The sequence below is a fragment of the Eggerthia catenaformis OT 569 = DSM 20559 genome (assembly GCF_000340375.1).
Taxonomy (GTDB): Bacteria; Bacillota_I; Bacilli_A; order Erysipelotrichales; family Coprobacillaceae; genus Eggerthia; species Eggerthia catenaformis.
On record NZ_KB446646.1, the window covers coordinates 40009 to 63485 of the forward strand.

General features: G+C 29.6%; 24 protein-coding genes and 2 other RNA genes. 4 read left to right on the plus strand and 22 right to left on the minus strand.

The features are described 5' to 3' along the window. Positions 1-51: 51 nt before the first annotated feature. From HMPREF9943_RS10210 to HMPREF9943_RS00265, 8 genes are all read right to left on the minus strand, one after another. Positions 52-297: a polysaccharide deacetylase family protein gene (locus HMPREF9943_RS10210; protein WP_241431568.1), complete on the minus strand. Its 246-nt coding sequence runs from the start codon at positions 295-297 to the stop codon at positions 52-54. A gap of 70 nt (positions 298-367) precedes the next feature. After that, positions 368-793 carry a ChbG/HpnK family deacetylase gene (locus HMPREF9943_RS10215; RefSeq protein WP_004801055.1) on the minus strand — a complete coding sequence of 142 codons (426 nt, stop codon included), beginning with the start codon at positions 791-793 and terminating at the stop codon, positions 368-370. 51 nt (positions 794-844) lie between these two features. Further along, positions 845-1081, minus strand: coding sequence for a hypothetical protein (locus HMPREF9943_RS00245; RefSeq protein WP_004801056.1), 237 nt, complete (start codon positions 1079-1081; stop codon positions 845-847). Positions 1082-1410: 329 nt separating this feature from the next. After that, positions 1411-1763, minus strand: a transfer-messenger RNA (tmRNA) gene (gene ssrA, locus HMPREF9943_RS09760). Positions 1764-1770: 7 nt separating this feature from the next. Continuing rightward, on the minus strand, positions 1771-2217 hold the full coding sequence (gene smpB, locus HMPREF9943_RS00250) for an SsrA-binding protein SmpB (RefSeq protein ID WP_004801057.1): 447 nt from the start codon (positions 2215-2217) through the stop codon (positions 1771-1773). A 1-nt stretch (position 2218) separates the two neighbouring features. After that, positions 2219-4378: a ribonuclease R gene (rnr, locus tag HMPREF9943_RS00255; protein WP_004801058.1), complete on the minus strand. Its 2160-nt coding sequence runs from the start codon at positions 4376-4378 to the stop codon at positions 2219-2221. Between the two features lie 48 nt (positions 4379-4426). Continuing rightward, positions 4427-4648: a preprotein translocase subunit SecG gene (gene secG / locus HMPREF9943_RS00260; RefSeq protein ID WP_004801059.1), complete on the minus strand. Its 222-nt coding sequence runs from the start codon at positions 4646-4648 to the stop codon at positions 4427-4429. A gap of 188 nt (positions 4649-4836) precedes the next feature. Continuing rightward, a complete protein-coding gene (locus tag HMPREF9943_RS00265; protein ID WP_004801060.1) occupies positions 4837-6540 on the minus strand; it encodes an MraY family glycosyltransferase in 1704 nt (567 codons plus the stop codon). Positions 6541-6672: 132 nt separating this feature from the next. Between HMPREF9943_RS00265 and HMPREF9943_RS00270 the strand changes: the two genes are divergently transcribed. Beyond that, entirely contained in the window at positions 6673-7770 is a 1098-nt protein-coding gene (locus HMPREF9943_RS00270; protein ID WP_004801061.1) for a DUF871 domain-containing protein, read from the plus strand. A 9-nt stretch (positions 7771-7779) separates the two neighbouring features. Here the strand turns inward: HMPREF9943_RS00270 and HMPREF9943_RS00275 are convergent, their stop codons facing one another. The 3 genes from HMPREF9943_RS00275 to HMPREF9943_RS00285 all read right to left on the minus strand — a co-directional run bounded on the left by HMPREF9943_RS00275 (position 7780) and on the right by HMPREF9943_RS00285 (position 9840). Then, positions 7780-8568: a Cof-type HAD-IIB family hydrolase gene (locus tag HMPREF9943_RS00275; RefSeq protein WP_004801062.1), complete on the minus strand. Its 789-nt coding sequence runs from the start codon at positions 8566-8568 to the stop codon at positions 7780-7782. A 5-nt stretch (positions 8569-8573) separates the two neighbouring features. Beyond that, the gene (gene mreB / locus HMPREF9943_RS00280) at positions 8574-9563 is read right to left on the minus strand and encodes a rod shape-determining protein (RefSeq protein ID WP_004801063.1); all 990 of its coding nucleotides are present in this window, start codon (positions 9561-9563) and stop codon (positions 8574-8576) included. Positions 9564-9630: 67 nt separating this feature from the next. After that, positions 9631-9840, minus strand: a complete 210-nt coding sequence (locus HMPREF9943_RS00285; protein WP_004801064.1) for a DUF1146 domain-containing protein — start codon at positions 9838-9840, stop codon at positions 9631-9633. A 67-nt stretch (positions 9841-9907) separates the two neighbouring features. Between HMPREF9943_RS00285 and HMPREF9943_RS00290 the strand changes: the two genes are divergently transcribed. Beyond that, positions 9908-10414, plus strand: a complete 507-nt coding sequence (locus HMPREF9943_RS00290; RefSeq protein WP_004801065.1) for a GNAT family N-acetyltransferase — start codon at positions 9908-9910, stop codon at positions 10412-10414. A 6-nt stretch (positions 10415-10420) separates the two neighbouring features. Here HMPREF9943_RS00290 and HMPREF9943_RS00295 read toward each other — a convergent pair whose 3' ends face one another. From HMPREF9943_RS00295 to tmk, 6 genes are read right to left on the minus strand one after another with little or no spacing between them, the layout of a single operon-like run. Further along, positions 10421-11092: a hypothetical protein gene (locus HMPREF9943_RS00295; protein WP_004801066.1), complete on the minus strand. Its 672-nt coding sequence runs from the start codon at positions 11090-11092 to the stop codon at positions 10421-10423. A 21-nt stretch (positions 11093-11113) separates the two neighbouring features. After that, positions 11114-11962: a 16S rRNA (cytidine(1402)-2'-O)-methyltransferase gene (gene rsmI / locus HMPREF9943_RS00300; protein WP_004801067.1), complete on the minus strand. Its 849-nt coding sequence runs from the start codon at positions 11960-11962 to the stop codon at positions 11114-11116. Further along, entirely contained in the window at positions 11955-12686 is a 732-nt protein-coding gene (locus HMPREF9943_RS00305) for a tRNA1(Val) (adenine(37)-N6)-methyltransferase (protein WP_004801068.1), read from the minus strand. Before HMPREF9943_RS00305 ends, rsmI begins: the two co-directional genes overlap by 8 nt. Then, a complete protein-coding gene (locus tag HMPREF9943_RS00310) occupies positions 12670-13611 on the minus strand; it encodes a PSP1 domain-containing protein (protein WP_004801069.1) in 942 nt (313 codons plus the stop codon). The genes HMPREF9943_RS00305 and HMPREF9943_RS00310 overlap by 17 nt, the downstream gene beginning before the upstream one ends. Next, positions 13611-14579, minus strand: a complete 969-nt coding sequence (locus HMPREF9943_RS00315) for a hypothetical protein (RefSeq protein WP_004801070.1) — start codon at positions 14577-14579, stop codon at positions 13611-13613. The genes HMPREF9943_RS00310 and HMPREF9943_RS00315 overlap by 1 nt, the downstream gene beginning before the upstream one ends. Further along, a complete protein-coding gene (gene tmk / locus HMPREF9943_RS00320) occupies positions 14576-15199 on the minus strand; it encodes a dTMP kinase (protein ID WP_004801071.1) in 624 nt (207 codons plus the stop codon). The genes HMPREF9943_RS00315 and tmk overlap by 4 nt, the downstream gene beginning before the upstream one ends. Before the next feature lie 116 nt (positions 15200-15315). Here tmk and HMPREF9943_RS00325 point away from each other — a divergent pair, with 116 nt between their 5' ends. After that, the gene (locus HMPREF9943_RS00325) at positions 15316-16083 is read left to right on the plus strand and encodes an NlpC/P60 family protein (RefSeq protein WP_004801072.1); all 768 of its coding nucleotides are present in this window, start codon (positions 15316-15318) and stop codon (positions 16081-16083) included. A gap of 26 nt (positions 16084-16109) precedes the next feature. Here HMPREF9943_RS00325 and recR read toward each other — a convergent pair whose 3' ends face one another. The 4 genes from recR to ffs form a co-directional block, all read right to left on the minus strand. Continuing rightward, positions 16110-16703: a recombination mediator RecR gene (recR, locus tag HMPREF9943_RS00330; RefSeq protein WP_004801073.1), complete on the minus strand. Its 594-nt coding sequence runs from the start codon at positions 16701-16703 to the stop codon at positions 16110-16112. Between the two features lie 12 nt (positions 16704-16715). After that, a complete protein-coding gene (dnaX, locus tag HMPREF9943_RS00335) occupies positions 16716-18419 on the minus strand; it encodes a DNA polymerase III subunit gamma/tau (protein ID WP_004801074.1) in 1704 nt (567 codons plus the stop codon). Positions 18420-18475: 56 nt separating this feature from the next. Then, the gene (locus HMPREF9943_RS00340) at positions 18476-18907 is read right to left on the minus strand and encodes a nucleoside deaminase (protein WP_004801075.1); all 432 of its coding nucleotides are present in this window, start codon (positions 18905-18907) and stop codon (positions 18476-18478) included. A gap of 9 nt (positions 18908-18916) precedes the next feature. Further along, an RNA gene (ffs, locus tag HMPREF9943_RS09765) (signal recognition particle sRNA small type) lies at positions 18917-19014 on the minus strand. 65 nt (positions 19015-19079) lie between these two features. Between ffs and HMPREF9943_RS00345 the strand changes: the two genes are divergently transcribed. After that, complete coding sequence (locus tag HMPREF9943_RS00345; protein ID WP_004801076.1) at positions 19080-21593, plus strand: translation factor GTPase family protein; 2514 nt, start codon at positions 19080-19082, stop codon at positions 21591-21593. Here HMPREF9943_RS00345 and HMPREF9943_RS00350 read toward each other — a convergent pair. Continuing rightward, positions 21587-23416 carry an SGNH/GDSL hydrolase family protein gene (locus HMPREF9943_RS00350; protein ID WP_004801077.1) on the minus strand — a complete coding sequence of 610 codons (1830 nt, stop codon included), beginning with the start codon at positions 23414-23416 and terminating at the stop codon, positions 21587-21589. The genes HMPREF9943_RS00345 and HMPREF9943_RS00350 overlap by 7 nt on opposite strands. Between the last annotated feature and the right edge of the window lie 61 nt (positions 23417-23477).

A 23477-nucleotide genomic window follows, 5' to 3' on the forward strand; every position in this document is an offset into this window, starting at 1 on the left:
TAAAGCCGTAAGGAAAAAAATCCTGATTCCTCACGGCTATACATGATCAATCTATTTATAATTTCTAAAATCAACCAATTCAATTTTATTATCTTTTATAAAGTTTTTTAACCATTCACTACATAAGAATTCACATTCCATTGCTCTTATGTGAGTAAATGATGAATGAGTTAAAATATAATTATCCAAATAGCCGGGGTGAAAGATTGCTACAGAACAAGGGTGACTCTTTATTTTATCCAGACATTCTGTATAATACTCCTTTGGATTATACATATTATCAGGTGTCAATTGCATGAAGCCTAATCCATAAATACCATTTTCTTCTTCCCATTTTTTATCTAAGTCGGGTATGCAGTAAAATAAGTTATGCTTTTTTGCAACATTTTTTAATGTTGTAAAAAAAATTCTCAGAAAAAACGGCATGTCCTTCAAAATAATCAGGCATTCTTCCTGTAATTTCAATAAACCTCTTTAATTGTGCTTCAGTTTCTATCTCACATTCTTTAACATCTATAGTGTCTTCTTGACGTTCTCTTATTTCTTTGCTTGTACAAAAGCTGCCATCCTCTCTAACTAAAGATGGTATCAGCTTAGGATCAGTTAGAGGCTTTCCGGCACAAATATTAGTATGCTGTCCTAAAGCAATATTCTCATCTTTGATAAGTGAATAGCCATGCTCGGCATAAACCATATTCGGCATTATACCTACACTATTTATTAATCCGTCTTTTACTGATTTTAATATGCCTAAATTGACTGCTTCACTAAAACTCAGATCATCTGCACGCATTATTAATTTTATATTAATTTTCTCCTTTTATTTTCTGATTAATGTAGTCAATCATTTTTTGACCATTAAATGAAGCAAAAATATTTCTATCCGGTGAACAAATAATCGTATTTTATTCGCCACTTTATTCTTAATTGAATTTAGTTCATATTTGATTTGTGGATCTATTAAGATAATTGTAGTTTGTTCATCATCTGTAAACTCATCTATAACTTGAGTTGTTATAAACCAGTTTTTGTTATTATTCTTTAGTTTTTTCCTCATATCTAAAGTTATTAAATTAGACATCATACCACCTTTAGTATGTACAAACTTCACTCTTACTTTAAACTAATATATCTATTGAGTATTCTATATTCCTCTCTCTAAGTGTACTATATTTCCATCAGGATATTCAATTTTATAATTTTATGGAAATATATAAGAGACAAGAATTAGGTCATCGGGAAGCAAACATTGATATTAGTAGAAAATAGAAAGTCAGAAAATGTAACACCAGCAATAAGTGATACTTTAAAAAATTTCTCAATTACAACAGATATATACACATTTAATAAAAAATAGAAAAATGTTCCCACAAAATAAAAAACCTTGATCTAATCAAGGTAATTTTCTCTTGGTGGAGATGAGGGGGTTCGAACCCCTGTCCAAAGATGGTCCCATATGAAACATCTACAGTTTATCTTGTCGAATAAATTTAAGTAAGCTACGATCCACAAGCAGTCTTTCACTTACCGATCCTCAATATTTTCGTGAATTAAGATGAGACAATCTTAATCCCTTATCTTACAAGGTTATGTTACCAGATCTCACTTATATAAGCGTAAGTAAGCCGGCATTCGCAAGTCTATGTCGACTATTAAGCGAAAGCGTAATTTGTTCTGTTTCCAGATATTTGTTTGTGAGTTTAACGTACTCCTACGACTGCCATTCCATTCAAACTCATCCCTGTCGAATCCAAGTCATCCCCATTCATATCAATATCTATTCTTCATAGCTTTATCAATATCTCTTTGCATTGCTTTTTCTTTAAGATCATTTCTTTTATCAAAAAGCTTCTTTCCTTTCACTAAAGCAATTTCCAGCTTTGCCTTAGATGTATTAAAGTATAGCTTAGTCGGTACAATTGTCAATCCCTGTTCTTGTATACTCTTTTCTAATTTTCTTATTTCTTTCTTATGAAGAAGAAGCTTTCTTAATCTTCTAGGCTCATGATTAAAGATATTTCCCTGATCATAAGGAGCAATATGCATATTCTCTACAAAAGCTTCTCCATTTTTTATTCGTATAAAAGAATCCTTTAAATTAACTGAACCATTCCGAATACTTTTAATTTCAGTACCCTGTAATTCAATTCCTGCTTCATATGTATCAATAATAAAATAATCATGATATGCTTTTTTATTATTTGCGATCACTTTCATATTAAGCCCTCTTTCTATGTCTCTTGCTACGTTTATAACTATTCGTTTTCTTTGAAAACTTTCTAAATGATTTTCCGGTACTCGCAGCATCTAAAAAATCAATCTGTTTCTCAACCTTATTGGCACCTTTGACAATAACTGTTATAGGATCTGATAATTTATAAATCTTCTTTGTACGCTCTCCTACCAAAATTAATCTTTCTTCATTAAAAGCATAATAATCATCTGTTAAATCAGTAATATGCACTAATCCTTCTATTGTATTCTCTAATTCTACAAAAAAACCGAAATGAGTTACTGAAGAAATAACACCTTTGAATTTCTCTCCAATATGATAAGACATATACTCTGCCTTTTTCATATCTTCTACTTCTCTTTCTATATCAATAGCTTTTCTTTCACATTCAGAAGATCTTTCAGCTAAGTCAGGTATAACCTCCTCAAAATGATTTATCTGATTATACTGTTCATTAAATAAATATGTTCTTATCAAACGATGAACAAGTAAATCAGGATATCTTCTAATAGGTGAAGTAAAATGAGTATAAAAATCATCAGCTAAACCAAAATGTCCTAAGCATTCTCTATCATATCTGGCTTTTTGCATACTTCTTAATAATAATGTAGAAATAATAGGATGCTCCGGTCTCCCTTTTGATTTATTAATAATCTTTGATAACTCTTTAGGTCTAATATGATCTAACGATCCATGAATCGTATATCCTAAAGGCTTTGCGATAGCTAAAAACTGCTGTAGTTTTTTAGTTTTTGGTGTTTCATGAATACGATAAATAAAAGGAAGATCCATCCATTTAAAATGTTCAGCTACTGTTTCATTAGCTGCTAACATAAACGATTCTATAATTCGTTCACTTTCTCCTCTTTCTCTCAATACTACATCTAGAGGCTTACCTTTATTATCAACGATTATTTCCGCTTCCTGTGTATCAAAATCAATAGCTCCTCTAATATTTCTCTTCTTGGTAAGAATATCTGATAATTCTTTCATTGTCTCAAACAATTCAATACTATCATCATACTCTTTTCTGACTTTTTTATCTCCGGCTAATATCTTATTGACATTGGTATAAGTCATTCGATGATTACTATTAATGACTGTAGGCAATATTTTATGATCAACTACTTTTCCTTGCTGATCTATTTCCATAAAACATGATATTGTATAACGATCTGCACCTTCATTTAATGAGCATATGCCATTAGATAGTTTATGAGGGAGCATCGGTATAACTCTATCTACTAAATAAATAGATGTTCCTCTCTCAATAGCTTCATCATCTAATGGAGAGCCTTCGGTTACATAATAAGAAACATCAGCAATATGAACACCCAACTCATAATGATGATTATTTAAAACTCTTAGGCTAACAGCATCATCTAAATCTTTAGCAGTTTCTCCATCAATAGTAACAGTTAATAAATCCCTTAAATCAGTTCTTCCCTTCATTCCCTGTAAATCAATAGTATCTCCAATATTTTCTATCTGCTTATACACATTATCAGGAAAATCAATATGTGCTCCATGTTCATGAACAACTGATAAAATATCAACACCCGGATCATTTTTATGCCCTATGATCTTAATAACAGTTCCTCTTACTTTAGGCTCATAGTCTTTAATCTCTGCTAATACCTTATGACCGACAGCCGCTCCATGAAGATCTCTTTTTTCTATAAAAATATCCGGTCTTGTATGATCATCCGGAAAAACATGATATTTCCCTTTAACTTCTTTAACCAATCCTACACAGGTATTCTTTCCTCTTTCTAACACATTAATAATAATACCTTCATCATTCTGTGGATCCTTTGTTTTCTTTTTTAAAAGAACAATATCTCCATCATAAGCATTTTTCATATCTGTCTTAGAAACATAAAATTCTGTATCATCAGTTTTAACAAATCCAAATCCCTTTTTATTAACAGATAATACTCCTTTATAATAATCTTTCTGATTAATCATATAATATCTATTAAAATCATCTCTAATAATCTCTCCGGAATCTTCGAGATTATTTAATTCTTTCATTAAAGATATAAAGTCCTTTGTTTCACCATAGCCTAAAGCTTGTGCAATCTCCTTGGCACATCTTTGTTTGTTTTTATCATTTTTTAAATATTCAATAATTTCATCTTTCATGAGTTTTCTCCTAAAAGCAAAATAAAAAGGGCACATAGTGCCCTATTTCTATGCTTTCATTCTAATCAAGATTGCCAGTACGAAAAAAGCAATACCTAAAACAATAGTAATCCTTGTTAGTACTAAATCTGCTCCTCTTTCTTTCTGATTAGCAAACAGGTTAGAATTCTGACCTGATAAAGCATTAACAATACCATCTGTTTTACCTGACTGTAATAAACATACGATAATAAGGGCTACAGAAACAACAATTAAAATAATCTCTAACATGTTTTTTAGCCTCCTTTTCTACTTTGCCTTAGTATCGTATCATAAAGTATACTTAAATTCAATACTTTTTATACTTTAATAATCTCTCTATTGATAAAATAGAATCGGTAAATGTTAAAAACTATTCTCTTTCTTTATAGCCTTCTTCTAAAATGATCTTTATTTTGAGAATAATAAATAATATACAATCAAGAAAGATTAGCATTAATTTCATAAGCTGTAATACTATAATGCTTGTTTTTATCAATTAATGTTATGGTAACTTCAATAGATCTGCTTAATAATATCGGATTATCCTGATTGAAAGTTAAAGTTAAATTAACATCATAATAATTATAATCTTCTAATCCGCTTAGTCTTTTATTACTAGTTTCAATATGGTTAAGCTTATATTTTATAACTTCTATGTTATTCTCTTTTTTCTCTATTAATTCATTAGATGTTTTATAATAATCTGTTTTAGCATATGATTTAAAATTATTGATATTCTTTGAATAATAATAGGATGTTCCTCCTATTTCATCTTTATTCTTATTTGATAATGAATAATAATCAGCTGCAAAATAAGCTGCTACATACTCTCTTTCTTCTTTTTTTTGCCTACTTTTAACTACTTTTTCTATATTGCTATAAATTGTCTTCATTAATGAAGTAGGATTAGATGCTTCCTGATACTGTACTTTAATATCACGATATTTTCTATTATTATGAATAAAGATCAGCGATATAATAAGTGCTGTAGCTAATGGTAAGATAATATACCTTTTCTTCCCTTTTAATTTTCTAACAACAGTACTATAAACTCCTGATTCCTTTAATTTAGGTAAATCATCTCTTTTTAATACCAGATTAACCAATGTAAGTATAGGCTTATACTTACGAGATATCATATCTGTTATCTCAACAAATAACTCAAATACAATAAGCAATAAGATAAATAATAAGAATGCTGCTACTTTATGATTAAGATATAAATAAGAACATAATGAGAATAAAGCAGTAGCACCATAAAGAATAAGAACTGATTTTGTTTGTCCTAATTCTAATGAGAACATCAGTTTATGATGTAAATGACCTTTATCAGCTTCATCAAATCGTTTATGATGTATTTTTCTTCTTACAATCGCAATAAGCGTATCCATAATAGGAACAGCCAAAACAACAATAGGTGCCCCTAATGTAAAAAAGGTTGAACCTTTATAGCCAAATCCCAAAAGAGAAATAACAGCCATCATAAAACCTATAAATAAAGCCCCACAGTCTCCCATAAAGATTTTAGCCGGATGAAAATTATATACCAGAAAACCTGCAATTGAACCAATTAGAAGCATACTCAATGAAGCAATATCTAATCTTCCTGTTGCAAGTGATGTAATAGATATAGTAAACAATACAATAATAGAAATACCTGCACATAATCCATCTAATCCATCAATCAGATTAATCGCATTTGTAATACCGATAATCCATCCAATTGTAATAATAATGGCAATTATATGAGAAATATAAGAAGGAATAAATGGTAGCGTAAAATCTTTTAGAGAAATACCACCATATATAATCACAACCAAAGCAGCAGCTATCTGACCTAGCATTTTTAATTTAGGAGATAAATCATGTATATCATCATACAATCCTACTAAAAAGATTATTAAGCCTCCTATCATCATAGAATTAATCTGATTATCAGTCTTTAAAAAAAGCATTGCTCCTATTAAGAAAGCTATATAAATACCATAACCGCCTGTTCTTGGTATGATTCCTTTATGAATAGTTCTGGAATTTGTATGTGCAATAATTCCCATCCTTTTTGTAACTTTTCCAATCCATGGAACAATTAAAAGAGAAAGAAGGAAAGTTACTATGAAAGATAATATGTTTTCTCTTGTCATAAAATTCTAATCTCCTATCTTTCCAACATTATATACTAATATCAATTAAATTTATAGACTATTTCTTTTATTATTGTCTTAGTCATGTTAAAATACTTATACATACTTATATATATTATAAAGGAGGCTTTTATGCATAAGATAGGTATTTCTGTATATCCTGAAAAATCATCACAAAAAGAAGTTTATGATTATTTAGAACTGGCAAGTCATTATGGTTTTACAAGAATCTTTACATGTCTTTTATCAGTAAACAGTCCTAAAGAAGTCATTATAGAAGAATTTGGAGCTTTTCTTCAAAAAGCTCATTCCTTAGGCTATGAAGTAGCTGTAGATACAAATCCAGATGTTTTTAAGCATTTAGATGCTACACCAAGCGATTTAAGTATATTTAAAAAAATGGGTGTAGATATTATTCGTTTAGATGGCTCTTTCGGTACTTTATCTGATATTGAAATCACTAGAAATCCTTATGATATTAAAATTGAATTTAATGGATCCTTTGATCAGGGAGTAGAACTATTATTGAAGAATGGTGCCAATAAAGATCAGGTCACTATTTGTCATAATTTCTACCCGGAAAGATATTCCGGCTTAGACTGGGAATTATTTAAATCTATTAATAAGCACTGGAAATCTTTAAATCTCCGTACCGCAGCTTTTGTTTCTAGTAATGCCGATAATACTCACGGTCCTTGGAATGTCTTTTGTGGACTTCCCACAGTTGAAGAGATGAGAGGTCTTCCTATTGATTTACAGGCTCGCTACTACTTAGCAACTGGTGATATTGATGATATTATTATCGGCAATGCTTATGCTGATGAAGAAGAACTGAAGGCTTTAAGTGAATTAAATTATCAATCACTTACTATTAAAATGAATGAAGCGGAAGATATTACTCAAATAGAAAAAGACATTGCTTATAACTTTATTCCTCATTGGGATCGTTTTGATCATTCCTCTTATTTCTTAAGATCTTCTATGTCCAGATTAAACTATAAGAATACATCTATTCCTTACCACCCTTATCCTAAAGATCATTTCAAAAAGGGAGATGTCTTAATTGTGAATGATAACCTTGCCCATTATCGTGGAGAATTGGAAATAGCTTTAAGAGATATTCCTAATGATAAAGAAAGAAACTGTATAGGGCATATCGATAAAGATGAATTAGGTCTATTAGATCTTATTAAGCCCGGTTTTCATTTCAATATAAAACCTAAACATTAAAAAACAGAGTTAAACTCTGTTTTTAAACATTTTTTCTAATTCTTTAGCTACACCATCATTGATACATGTATCAATGATTTTTTCTGCTTTCTCTTTTATATCATCAATCGCATTTCCCATAGCAATAGGATGTCCTACCGTTTCAAACATAGTCATATCGTTTAGGGCATCTCCAAAACAGTAACTCTCTTCTAACGGGATATTCAGTGCTGTTAAAACATTAAGAATAGCACTTCCTTTTGATATATCAGGAAGACTTATTTCAGCGACTTTGCTATTATCCTGAGGTAATACAAAGAAGTCCTTAAATAATTCATCAAACTCCTTTAATATCTGATCATTTATAAAATGCAACTCTACTTTAATAATACGATGCAATACTTCATCTAGATCATATTCTGATCTAAATTGATCAGCATTGACATTACATGACTGATAGAATTGATGTAAATAATGAAAATGATCTTTTAAATAAGCATGTGACTGAGAAAGAAGAATATACTCTAAATGTTTTTTCTCAGCTAAATCTATTATCTGTTTTATATGATGATAAGGCAGATATTTTACTGAAATAGACTTATTTTTATACTGAATATTCGCACCATTTGCTAGTATATATCCATCAAAACCTATCTCTTTTACATTATCAGCAATAAAACTATATGGCCTTCCGCTGCATATAAAACATAAATTATTTTTACTCTGAGCTAGATGTATAGCTTCTATTGTTCGTGGTGTTATATGTCCGATAGAGCTGTCAAATAATGTTCCATCTATATCAAAAAATAAAACTTTCATCTAACTTACTGTAAATATTGTGTGTGTTCCAGCATTACACCGCATCCTTTAGCTACACAGTCTAAAGGCTCTTCAGCAATAAATACAGGGACTAATAATTCAGATTCAAGATATTTATCCAAGTTCTTTAACATTGCTCCTCCACCAGTTAAGAAGACTCCTTTATTAACTATATCAGCTGATAATTCAGGAGGTGTCTGTTCAAGAACCTGCTTGGCAGAAATTAAAATAGTTTCACATACTTCATGTAAAGCTTTTTGTGTTTCTATTTCACTTATAGTTATTGTTTTTGGAAGTCCTGTTACCATATCTCTTCCACGTACATCAATAGTATTTTCAGGATCCGGATCAATAGCACAACCAATAGTATTTTTAACTTCTTCAGCTGTTGTATCACCAATTAATAATTTATACTTATCTTTTATATATTTAATAATCTGACTATCCATTCTATCACCGGCAACCTTTAATGATTTGCTTGTAACAATATCTCCTAATGAAAGAACAGCAATATCAGTAGTTCCTCCGCCAATATCAATAACCATATTACCGGATGGCTTAGATATATCTAAACCGGCTCCAATAGCTGCTACTTTAGGTTCTTCCTCAATATAAACTTTCTTTGCTCCACATCTTAAAGCGACATCCTGAATAGCACTCTTTTCAATAGAAGTAATATTACTTGGACAGCAGATTAAAATAGTTGGTCTGGAAAAAATACCCTTTAAATTTAACTTATTAATAAAATGTGTAATTAAAATTTCAGTAATCTGAAAGTCAGCAATAACTCCATCTTTTAAAGGACGAATTGCCTTTAATTTACCTGGAGTCTTTCCAAGCATCTGCCTTGCCTCTTCACCTACAGCTACCGGTCTATTTGTTTCTGTATTAATTGTTACTACTGACGGCTCATTAACTACAATACCGGCTTTTTTAACATAAATAAGAATATTAGCAGTACCTAAGTCAATACCTATCTCTTTTGAAAATGCCATTTTATTTCCTCCTTTAAAGCATAACTATTGTATCTTTTTTTTATTTTATAATCAAGATAATTTCTTTTTATAAAAGATGAAAGGTTAAGGTTACGAAATTTAATATAAAGCCGGCAAATAAATAACCTAAAGCTACACTTGTAACCATATAAAATATATAGAACTCATTTGTTTTCCCTTTTCTTAAAAAGCGATCAAAATGAAAACATGATAATCCATACATAGCTAATAATATAGATAATATATAAACAACAATATTAACAGTTCTATAAAACATAATAAATGCTCCTTTTCTTTAAATTCACTATGCCTTATAATATACCCTAAAAAGGAGACATAAACAAATGAAAGTTGTTAAAGCAAAGCAGAAACATATCCGGCAGATTAATAAACTATTTAATCAGGCAAAAATTTATTTTCAGTTAAATCATATTGATCAATGGCAGGACGGCTATCCTGATACCGAATCATTATATGAAGATATCAAGGAAGATTCCGGATATGTTTTATTAGATAATAAGAATGTTATAGGATATATGTTTTTAGCTGTATATGATGAGCCTTCATATCACACACTAAAAAACGGATCTTGGATTACTAATAAGGAATATGGTGTTATTCATCGTATTGTAATTGATTCAAATAGAAAAGGACAGTCACTTGCTGCCATACTTTTAAACTATGCTGAAGATAATATGAAAGACAAACATATTTCTTCTATTCGTATTGATACTCATAAAGATAATTTATCTATGCAGAATTTTTTAAAAAAATATCATTTTAAATATTGTGGTCAAATTACTCTTTCTGATGGATCTTCTCGTATTGCTTTTGAAAAAATTCTTTCTTAAATTAATTTACAAATATATCTTAGAAAGAGTAAATTGACTTGCCTGATCCTGATATTCTATCAGATATTCAATATGTGGACTAAAATAAATTATTTTTTCTTTTCGTTTCTTTTCTGACAAATAAGCCGGTCCTCTCATACGATAGGTTCTTGTATATGCGGCTAATTCTAAAGTATGTGTTCCTGTGGTAATAAGTATTTTTTTCTTAGCTTTAAAAAGTGAAGTCATAATAATATCTTTGCTTTCTGCTTCCGGTATCTTATCTACCGATAAAATCACTACGCCTCTATCACCAAAAAAACCTGCACTTCCTTGTAGATAAACGACTGCATAATTCCGATGCCTTTCTTTCCACCTTTTTATTTTATACTTCCTTACGGATATTGCTATTAATATTACTATTAAAATTATAGCTGTAATAATTACCGATGGAAACATTACTGAATAAGGATCATAATTATGGGTAACTATAAAATACCTAATCAACTGAGCACATCCTATAATAATCAAATCAATAATAAATCCACTGACTAATAATATAATAAACAGCTTTTTTTTATTTATCGATTTACTGTAATTCGATTTTATCATACATAGTAAATTGACCAATATTGATGCACATAAAACTAATGGCATAATAATTAGTACAAATATAGGAATACCAAACAACTCTTTCATTTTCTACTCCTTTGATTGCTCTCATTTTTTATGATACTCATTATAAATATCATTTTTTCTAAGCTTTCTTATTCTTGCAGTTTCCTTGATAGCGTCTTTAACAGACATTCCTTTTTCTATGAACATATTGATTTGTTCATCAATTGTTTGTTCAAATTCTTCCTCTTTCACAACTTCAGAAGCTCCTTCTACAATAATAACCATTTCTCCTCTCAGTTCATCATTAATAGTCAAAACTTCTGAAATATATCCTCTTATAATTTCTTCATGTTTTTTTGTTAGTTCTCGACATAAAGCTATCTGTCTGTCTCCTAAGATTGACAGCATATAATTTAATGTTTTTTTAATACGATGCGGAGCTTCATAGAAAACGATAGTAGTTAAATGATTTTTTAAACCTTCTAATTCTTTTTTCTTTATCTTATCATCATGTGGCAAGAAACCATAAAACAAGAAAGGCTGTGGTGTTATTCCTGAAACAACAAGGGCATCAAGACAGGCATTACATCCTGATACAGGAATAACATTAAAGCCTTCTTCTATAGCTTTCTTTACCAGCTCATAACCCGGATCACTAATAGCCGGATAACCGGCATCACTAACTAAAGCAATATTCTTGCCTTCTTTTAATAAAGAAATAAGTTTAGGAACTGCTGTCATAATATTATGCTCATGATGTGAAATCATAGAAGTTTTAATATCAAAATAATTTAAAATCTTAATCGTATGTCTTGTATCTTCTGCAGCAATATAATCACATTCTTTTAAAATTTCTATAGCTCTTGGAGTCATTTCACCTAAATTACCGATAGGTGTCGGAATAAGATATAAAGATGAATTCTTATTTTCAAAACTTTTCTGTCTAATCATTAATATTCTCCCCAAAATATTTTCTTACTTCATCACTATATGAACCATCTTCATTATGTGCATAAAGAGGAGATTCTATTTTTATGCCGCTTCTTCCCTCTTTAACACCCTCTATTAAAAATACATTAGCTTCTTTACAATGCTTAGGATAAACAAATCTTAATCTTTTAGGTTCAATATGAAATCTCTTCATACATTCAATAATCTCAATCATTCTCTCCGGTCTATGAACCATTGCCAGCTTACCTCCAAAGTCCAGCAAAGAAGAGGCACTATATATAATCTCCTCCAGTTGAATCATTATCTCATGACGGGCAATAGTTAAATATTCTGATTCATTTAAATGACTCTCTTCTCCTACCTTAAAAAAAGGCGGATTACAAAGAACTAATTTTGTATGTGGTGCTTTTAAAACATATTTCTTAATATCATCATGAATAATTGAAATCTGATGATCTAAATGATTCATAGAAACATTCTTTAAAGCAATATCAACCGCTTCTTTCTGAACCTCTATTCCTCTAATAGGCTTATTTGTACGCTTTGATAATAATAAAGGAATAGCAGCATTATTTGTTCCAAAATCAACAATATCTTTTACATCCTTAGTGATAGAACAAAAATTTGCAAGCAAAACAGTATCCAAAGAAAAGTTAAACATATCCTTTCTTTGAATAATCTTTAAATCATCATAAGCCAATAAATAATTAATGACTTCTTGCATTCTTTTTCTTTCCTTTTTTCGTACTATTATGTTTTCTAACTGTTTTTCTTTCTTTCTGAGAATCTCTATTTGTATTAAATATCTCCGTATTCACTTCTTCTATTTGCCTTCTCTCTTTTATCTCCTCTTTTGGTTTGCCTGTTTTTAATTCTGCCAATGTAATAAAACTAATACCACTATCATCTTCTATTTTTACAAGATCATTAATAACATTTAAACCGACAACTTTTACCTGCTTACCATCAAAAAATAATCTTGTACCAATTTTCGGGAACTTCTTTTTTACTTCCGTATAAGCTTCATCTTCATATTTTAGACAGCATAAAAGTCTGCCACAGGCACCTGATATTTTATCTATATTAATCGCAAGAAGCTGATTTTTTGCCATGTTAATTGATACACCATCAAATTCTCCTAAAAAAGAATTACAGCATAAGGGCAATCCACAGTTTCCAATGCCTCCTACTATTTTAGCTTTATCCCTTGGACCAATCTGCCTTAATTCTATACGACATTTAAAAATACTCGCAAGTTTCTTTAATAGCTCTCTAAAGTCCACTCTTTCATCAGCTGTATACATAAAAATAACTTTTGAAGCATCTAATGTATACTCACAATTGACCAATTTCATGTCAAGACCCATTTCTTTTACTATTTCTTTACATATTTTAAATGATTCTTCTGCTTTAATCTTATTGATTTCGTAAACCTCTATATCTGCACTATTTGCGATACGTTTTACAGGCTTTAATTCTGTATCAAGATCAAATTCAGACATATCTTTTAAATCTGAAATAATCTGTCCCAATTCTAATCCTCTTATTGTTTCAACAACAACTTTATCTCCTTTTTTTAGATCAAATACTGAAGAAAAATAATAAGGTTTTGATGTGTTATTAAAGCGAACTGCCGCTAATTTTTCCATTATTGAACTCCTTTCATCAGCTTATAGCACATACTGTCTATTAATAAAGCTATATTTGCATTAGTATCTATTAAATAGATAGTATTTAATATGGTTTCTATTTTATCAAGCAGCTGTTTGTCTTCCGGCAGCTGTTTAAATAAATCTTTATGCATCATAAATATAGGTGTTAAGGAATGTTTCACGTGAAACATATCTCTGAGACCTAATATAATCATATTTAAATAAATCTTCATCATATCTTTATCAGACTTATATTTTTTTACAATATGAATCTGCTGATTAATCAATAAATTCATAGGATTTAGATAAAGATCCTCAATAAAATTAAGAACCTGAAGCTTAATTTCTCTATAATCATCAGTTAATCCAAATTCATAAGCAGCTTCATAACTACTAAATAGCTGAGATAAAACATAGCTATCCTCTTCTTCAACTTTTTGATGAAAAAGTTCCAATTGTATGCTTTCTTTTGACTCAGGAAGAAGCTGAACAATCTGACATCGGGATTGTATTGTAGGTAATACTTTATTAATGTTTTTTGTAGTTAATATAGCATAGACACCTTCTACAGGCTCTTCAAGGAATTTCAAAAGACTATTCATCGCAACAGTTGATGAATTCTCAATATTCTTTAGAAGATAGATTTTAGCTCCCCCTTCTAAAGACGATTTAGAAAACTGTTTCTGAATGTATTCAATATCTTCTTTTTTTATTGATCGTTCATTACCGTCTATAAGAATAAAATCAGAGTAATTGTTTTCTTTAATACGTCTGCATTCATTACAGTCCTCACAGGCAAGAAGATCATTTTCACAAATAAAACTTTGTGCCATAAATATTGCTGCATTACCGGTGTTTGTTCCTATCAGTAAATAGGCATGTGACTGTTTCTCATCTTTAAAACTTTGTTTTAATATACGATAAAGTGTAGGTTGTGTTTTTTTTAAGATTTCCTTTGTTTTCATAATTCCAATTTTATCTGCTGATAGATTGTTTTAAAAACTTCTTTAATGCTTCCGGATGCATCAATTGAAACAATACGATCTTTATATCGCTGAGCTATCAAACAATATCCTTCATATACTTTCTGATGAAATTCTAAAGATTCAAGATCTAATCTATTAACCTCTCTACTTTCATCTGTTTTTAATCTTTTAAGTGCAATTTCCGGCTTAATATTAAAAAAGAATGTTTTATCCGGCATAATCCCTTCTGTAGCAAATAAATTCATTTGGTAAACCTTATCTATTCCTAAATTTCTGCCTATTCCTTGATAAACAAGTGAGCTATCAATAAAACGATCGCATATGACTATTCCACCATGATCCAATACAGGCTTTACCTTTTCAATAAGATGCTGTCTTCTACTTGCAGCAAATAATAAAGCCTCTGTTTTAGGATCAATACAGCTGTTCTTTTCATCAACAATAATATTTCTGATTTCTTCAGCAATCTTAACTCCTCCAGGTTCTCTGGTAAGCAAAACCTGATATCCATCCTGATTTAATGCTTCTTCTATCATTTTTGCAACTGTTGTCTTACCGCTGCCTTCTCCACCTTCAAATGTAATAAATTTACCTGACATAAGCATACCTCACTTATCTTATTATACTTAAAAAAGAGCAGTATATAAAGAAATTTTTATATTTCACTTTTATCTTGAACTATTAATATGTATAATACAGTCAAAGGAGCAGAATAATGAAAAAATTATTAATAATCATAATAACAATTTGTTTTGCCACATCAGGTTGTTCTTCTAAAAAAGAAATTTCTAAGATTACTGTAAACACCTCTTATATCTATGTAGCAGTAGGTGAAACAGATAACTCTCTTATAATAAATACATCACCTGATAAAAACGGAGAACTCAATTATGAAATTGAGAATCCTTCAATCGCTTCAGTAAGCGAAGATGGAGCCGTCAAAGGAAAAAAACAAGGCTCTACGGTCATGAAGATCTCTGCTAAAGACAATAACAAAGTCCGGACTTCTGTCAAGATTTACACTTATCCATTAAAGGTACTCAACAAGAACCCGTATAAGATACAGTGGCAGTGGAAAGCAGCTTATCGTGTCAATGACTTTGCTGCCAAGAAAACAGGTAAATCAAGCCAATCCATCAGGGATGATATTATTCAGAAAAGTTTTAGTTATCTCGGCAAAGGCTATTCTCAAGTCAAGCGCTATGGACCTACATATGACTGCTCCAGTCTAATTGCGGAGCTTTATAAAAAGAATTATTCTGTTGATATCGGTACATATACAAGAGCACAAATTACTGTACTGAAAGATTACAAGATTGACTTTTCAAAAAAGCAGATAGGCGATATTATTTTCGGAACAGATGGAACAGATAATCATGTTGGTATCTATCTAGGAAACAATCGTATGCTTCACAGTGCCAACTCTCTAAAAGGTGTTTCTGTTTCTTCTATCTATTATGGACCTTTTGCTTCGGTTAAGTAAAAAGATGTTTCACGTGAAACATCTTTTTATAATTTTTTTCTTCCTTCAAAAGATCTCAATAGAGTTAATTCATCTGCATAATCCAAAGAGCTTCCTATAGGAAGACCATTAGCAATTCTAGTAACATTAACATTTTTCTTTTCTAAAAGTTTAGCTAGAAAAAGAGCTGTTGTTTCACCTTCTCTTGTAGGATTAGTGGCAATAATAACTTCTTCTATCTGATCATCAGCTTTCTCTAACAATGTCTTGATATTCAAATCATCAATGGTTGTACCATCCATAATAGAAATAGTTCCACCAAGAACATGATAAAGTCCATGATATTCTTTTAATTTTTCCATCGCAAATACATCTTTTGGTGATTCCACAACACAAATCTGTTTTTGATTTCTAGATGTATCTTTACATATATCACAGTAATCATCTTCACAGATATGTCCACATTTCTTACAGTAATGAATCTTTTTCTTAAAGGAAATCATTGCATTGCTGAAGCGTGTTACCTGACCGACATCCATTTCGAGAAGATGATAAACCATTCTTTCTGCTCCTTTATTTCCAATACCGGGAAGCATTTTAAAACATTCTATTAATTCTTCAAATGAATCTGGATAATTCATGATATGTCCTTTCTATTCTTCAGTAAATTCAACAATATCTTCACCAAATAAATCTATTGCATATTTTTCTGCTTCTGTTTTGTTTTCTTCTTCTAAATCATACTGATCAATATGAGAAAGAATAATCGGTGAAGCTACCGGTAGATTTTTTGTTTTCATTAACTGAATATATTTATTTCTTAAGTTTTTCCAATCATCATTTTGAATACCTACAAAACGATAACCGATATTAAATATTTCTTTAATCAGTGAGGCAATCTGTTTATAATTTTTATAATAGTTAACTGCATTAACATCCGGCATAAATTCAAAACTTATAATAATTGCATCTTTACATGCAGCAACAGGTGTTCCGGCTGATAACATATGAGCACATTTTGCGGTTTTAAGATTAGACATATATCTTTTTATAATTATCCATTTTTCCTTTACATCGTTGAGTATATGACGATCAGCCTGCACTAAGATATTAAGAAGCTCTTCTTCCTTAACCTGTATATCTGAATCATTATATTCTTCTATATCATTCTTATCTTCTTCAATATCTATAATTGGAGGTTCTTCTGTATCTTCCTCTATAAATTGTATTTCTTCATCTTTTTCTTTCTGAACATCCTTGTTTTTTATAACTTGAGCTTCCTGATGATCATGATTACACATCTTTAAAACAGACAATTCAAAATAAATGTGCGGATTAACGGCTTTAACATATTTTTCTGTAGCATGAATAAGAATATCTATAAAAGACAATGCTTCATCACTTGTAATGTAAGGTACAATCTGTTTAATATCTTCTTGATTCATAACAGATAATATTTGCGTATTATTTGTATTTTTATAAATAACTGTATCTTTTAATATATAAATAAGATCATATGTTAATCGTTTGATATCAATTCCATTATGATCCATTTTATCTAAAGATTTAAGAGCATTTTCCATATCACCGGATAATATCATTTTAATAAGTCTGATTTTATCTTCCATAGAGACAATACCATATATAGCATTAACATCTTTTAAAGAAAGATGCTGATCATTATATGCTAAGCATTGTTCAAGTATAGATAATGCATCTCTCATTCCTCCATTTGCTAATTTAGCAATCTGAATTATAGCAGAATCTTCATATGTTTTATTTTCTTCTAAAAGTACTATTTTCATACGATCAATCAGTTCTTGTTCAGTAAGACTTGTAAAATCAAATCTCTGACATCTAGATATGATTGTTGGCAGAATCTTATGAGGTTCTGTTGTCGCAAGAATAAAAATAACATGTGCCGGTGGTTCTTCTAATGTTTTTAATAATGCATTGAAAGCACCTGTAGACATCATATGAACCTCATCAATAATATAGACTTTATATTTGCCGCTAACCGGTGCATATTTTACTTTATCTATTAAATGTCTTACTTCTTCTACACCATTATTACTGGCAGCATCTATCTCAATAACATCCGGATGACTGCTATTTTCAATAGCTTTACAATTTTCACATTCTCCACATGGTTTATTGTCATTAAGACAATTAACAGCCTTGGCAAAAAGCTTAGCAACAGTTGTTTTTCCAGTTCCTCTTGGTCCACAGAATAGATAAGCATGAGCAATTCTATTCTCTTCAATCGCATGTTTTAATGTTGTTATGATTGCTTCCTGTCCTGAAACATCTTCAAAAACTTGTGGTCTATATGCTCTATACAATGATTTATATGCCATCTTTATCAGCTCCTTTGATTATTATACATGATTTTATAGAAAAAGAGAATTCATTATTATGATTCTCTTTTCTCTTTAAAATATTTTTTTAAAATCATTTGACATTCTTCAAAATCTTTAAATTCTATTTCAGGATAATAATTATAAATATGTGTATTTAAATAATCACTTAATCCTATCCATCTGTTATCTCTTGCACCAATAATTATTTTTTTTATTCTTGATTGAATAATAGCTCCGCTACACATCATACAAGGTTCTAAGGTAACATACATCTCACAGTCATTTAAATGCCAGTTTCCAAAATAATCACTAGCTTGTTGAATCGCAAGCATTTCTGCATGAGAAATAACACAATGCTGTTTCTCTTTTAAATTATGTGCTTGTGCAATAATCTGATTTTGATATACAATCACTGCTCCCACCGGTATTTCATCTTCGCTATAAGCTTTTTTTGCTTCTTCTAAAGCTATCTTCATATAATCCATAAACATTCCTCTAATAAAAAGACCATTACACATAGACCTTGATCCTTAATGCTGCTACCTTCCGGTCCTGACATGGTTCAGATATGCCTATTGTAATGGCTTATTCATTATAACAATATTATTATTTGTTTGCAAGATATTCTATGTTAGAATTACAGCAGGAGACCGGAATATGAAAACCGTTATAGGCATAACTGCTCATGTAGATGCAGGAAAAACAACTTTATCTGAAAGCTTATTATATCTTAGCGGAGCTATAAGGAATCAAGGACGTGTTGATCATAAAGATTCTTTCTTAGACTATAATAAGCAAGAAAGAGAAAGAGGAATCACTATTTTCTCTAAAATATCTTCTATTCATTATAATAAAAAAGATCTTACTTTTATTGATACTCCGGGTCATATAGACTTTAGCGGAGAAATGGAAAGAGCCTTAACTATATTAGATTATGCTTTATTAATTATTAATGGATGTGACGGTATTCAATCCCATACAAAAACAATCTTTAGATTATTAAAGTATTATCATATTCCTACATTTTTATTTGTTAATAAAATGGATATTTCTTATTTAACACAAGAACAATTATTAAAAGACTTAAATGAATTATCTGATCATATTGTTCTACTTAGTGAGATAAATGATGAAGAACTTGCTATGAAATCAGATACTCTTCTGGAAGAATATTTAAATTATAATAAAATATCTCATAAATCATTACAAAAAGCTATTAAAGAGAGAGAAATATTTCCTGTCTATTTTGGCAGTGCCTTAAAGAATATAAATATTAAAGAAATGCTTGATAGTATAACTGATCTGATTATAGAATCTCCATTAAATAATAAATTAAAAGGCATAGTTTATAAAATTCTTTATGAGAACAATGAACGTTTAACTTTTATAAAAATAACGGGTGGTCAGATACATGTTAAAGAAGAAATAAATGGAGAAAAGATTAATCAGATAAGAGCTTATCAAGGTGAAAAATATTCTTTGTTAAAACAGGCAAAACAAGGTGATATTGTTGCTTTAACCGGTATTAAATCATTAAAATCAGGTGATATGATAGGTTATTCATCTTCTCTTATGACATCAATATTTCCAGTTATGCATTATGATCTTCACATAGAAGATAATGAACAATCAGCATTAATGATGGAAAATCTTAAAAAACTTGGAGAAGAAGAACCGCTTCTTCAATTAAAAATAAGAGATATCAATCATATTGAAGTTTCATTAATGGGAGAAGTCCAAATTGAAATATTAAAACAGCTTATTAAAGAACGCTATCATCAGAATATTTCTATTGATCATCAGCAAATAAGCTATAAAGAAACAATAAAATATCCTGTTGAAGGAGTAGGACATTTTGAACCTTTACGACATTATGCTGAAGTTCATGTTTTATTAGAACCGCTTCCTTCAGGAAGTGGTCTTCAATTTGAAAATAAATGTATGAATGATCTTCAGGAGAATTATCAAAATCTCATTATGACTCATTTAAAAGAAAAAACACATCTTGGTATATTAACAGGCAGTCCCATTACTGATATAAAAATTACCTTACTGGGAGGTGCTTCTCATTTAAAACATACTGAAGGTGGAGACTTCAGACAAGCTGTTTATCGTGCTGTCAGACAAGGTTTAATGATGAGTGAATCTATCTTATTAGAACCTTCTTATCATTATGAAATCACAATTCCTTCAAAATACATAAGCAAGATATTCTATGATTTTCAAAACTATAATACTCCTATTATTAAAGAAGATAATGGTCAGAATGCTTTGCTTTATGGTGATGCACCGGTTCTGTTCTTATCAGGATATAATCAGGAACTTATGAATTCTACTAAAGGAAATTGTCATCTTTCTCTTCTTAATGTTTTTTATACACCGGTTAATAATCAGGAAGAGATTATAAAACAAATGAATTACCACCCTTTAGAAGATTTAGATAATCCTTCAGGATCTATCTTCTGTACTCATGGCTCAGGATATTATGTAGAATATGATCATGTTTCCTCTAAAATGCATCTGCCTTATTTTTCAAAAGAAAAAGAAATAACTCATTATACATATAAACCTATTCATATTAGTGATGAAGAAGTTAAACGTGTTTATGAGAATACTTATGGCAAACAAAATATAAGATTAAATAAAGATATTTATGGTATTCATCATAAAACAAAGGCTAATACTGTAACTCAGAAAAAAGAATATTTAATAGTAGATGGCTATAATATGATTTTTTCATGGGATGAGCTTAAAGATCTTTCTCAAACATCTCTTGCTTTAGCAAGAGATAAACTTATTAATATTTTAAGCAATTACCAGGGATATAAAAAATGTTTATTACTTATTGTATTTGATGGTTATAAAGTTAAAGATAATATCGGTGAAGAGATTAATTATCATAATATTCATATTGTTTATACTAAAGAAGCACAAACTGCTGATGCTTATATTGAATCAATTACTAAAACAATGACAGATGAATATCGTGTTACTGTTGCCAGCAGTGATTATATGGAACAGAGTATGATTCTCGGTCATGGTGCATTACGTATTTCAGCTAGAGAATTAATGCTTGAAATTGAATCTTTAAATAAAAAGGAAAAAGAAGAGTATTTAGGAAAACAGACTGTTTTCCTAAATACTCCTTTAGAAGATTTAATTAATCATTGATTTTTCATAACTTTTAATAGATTATTATATGTTCTTAAATGGGCTGTACTTGTTGTTGCTCCTGATTTTAAGGCATTCTGAAATCTTGTCATAGAAAGGGTCCATTGATGAGCAAATACTTCAGATTTACGATTTTGTAAGCCAAAATTATTTGCTAAATAATCTGATAAATAATCTGTAATCTTATATGCTCCGATAATATTTAAATGATTAGCATTCACAAAATCTTTTGAATAATCTATAGCTAATTTCTTAATATAGCTGTCCTCATTAAAATCAATATAATTAACATTATATTTTTTAGCATACCTCTTTACAACTTCACGTCTTTTAACATTCCAGTCACCGGGACAAGGAACAGTTACAAATAAGACCTTTATATTATTCTTAGCAGCAAGATTCATAATACCATCTAAATAATATTCTGCCATATTACTTACTGATGAACTCTTTAAATTAGAACTTCGAGTATTATGAGCAACTGCCGAACTGTCATATCGAATAAAATACCCTTTAGCATTATTATAATGAGAAGGTATTCTTCTTGTATAATCTAATGATTTAGTTTTAGCTCTTTCTGATGAAATAATCTGATAAAATATTTCATTTGTATCGAAGACTAATACTTTAGGCTTTTGTGTTTTTAATGCTTCTTTAAATAATCCATAAGCCATAGAAACATCTTGTAATGCTTCCCCAAATACATAAGATGTAATGCCTTTTTTTTGATACATCCACATTGGATTAATAGCACTATATATATCACTGTTTCCGATATGAAATACATCTATAGACTTTGATATTTCATGATAATAACTTGTTGGTGCAGAAGCTCTATTTATTTTATTTGAAGATGATGTATTTTTAGAAGATGGTATTAGTAAAGCTCTATATTTTTCATATACTTCAGTAATTTCTTCTTTTGTCATCCTCGCAAGAATCTTTAAATAATTCTGATAATACTTTTTCCAAGCTTCTGATTTATTTTTATAATTGTCTAACTTATATGTTTTACTTAAATAATAAGCAAGATAAGAAGATACTTTATAAGATCCTAATATATTTAATAAGTTCTTACTATAAAAATCATATTGATAATTCATTTTAATTTGAGTTCTATACTCATTCTGATTAAAATCAAGATAAGAAACTTTATATTGATCAGCAAGTGACTTAACTGCTTTATATCTATTATTATTCCATCCTATTATATTCGGTAATGAAACAAATAAGACTTTTATATTATTCTTATTTGCATAAGAAATCATTTTATCTAAATCAGATAAATTCTCTTTATTAATCTGATAAGATAACTGATTAGAAGTCATATAATCTGTTTGTGTCATAGAACTATTATTTAAAGTAATCTGATATCCCTTAGTATTATCTAATGAATCATATTTTGGTTTACTAAACTGATTACTGATAACTCTTTGTAAATTAGAAAAACGAGTAGGAAATGAATTATCATAATCAAACAAAGCTGATGTTTCTACAATGACAGCTTTTGGTTTCTGTTTCTTAAGAGAATAAGCTAATAAATCATAATATTGTGTCCTATAACTGCTGCCACTGATTGCATTATATGATCTAATACCGAATTTATGATACATATCCATAGGATTGATGCCATAAGATAATTTTCTATTACCTATAGATAATACATCTATCGTATTTTCTTTTTCCTTTAATAAATCATCTATATTAACTAGAGTATTCCTATCAGTTAAAGGAATTATATAAAGACTGGACATAAAAATAAGACCGGTAAGAATAAAACAAATGATTATTTTTATTTTCAAAGCAGGTTTAAATCTCTTCATAAGATCTCCTTATAACATAGTATACAATATCATGATTTTTAATAAGTACAATACAATATTT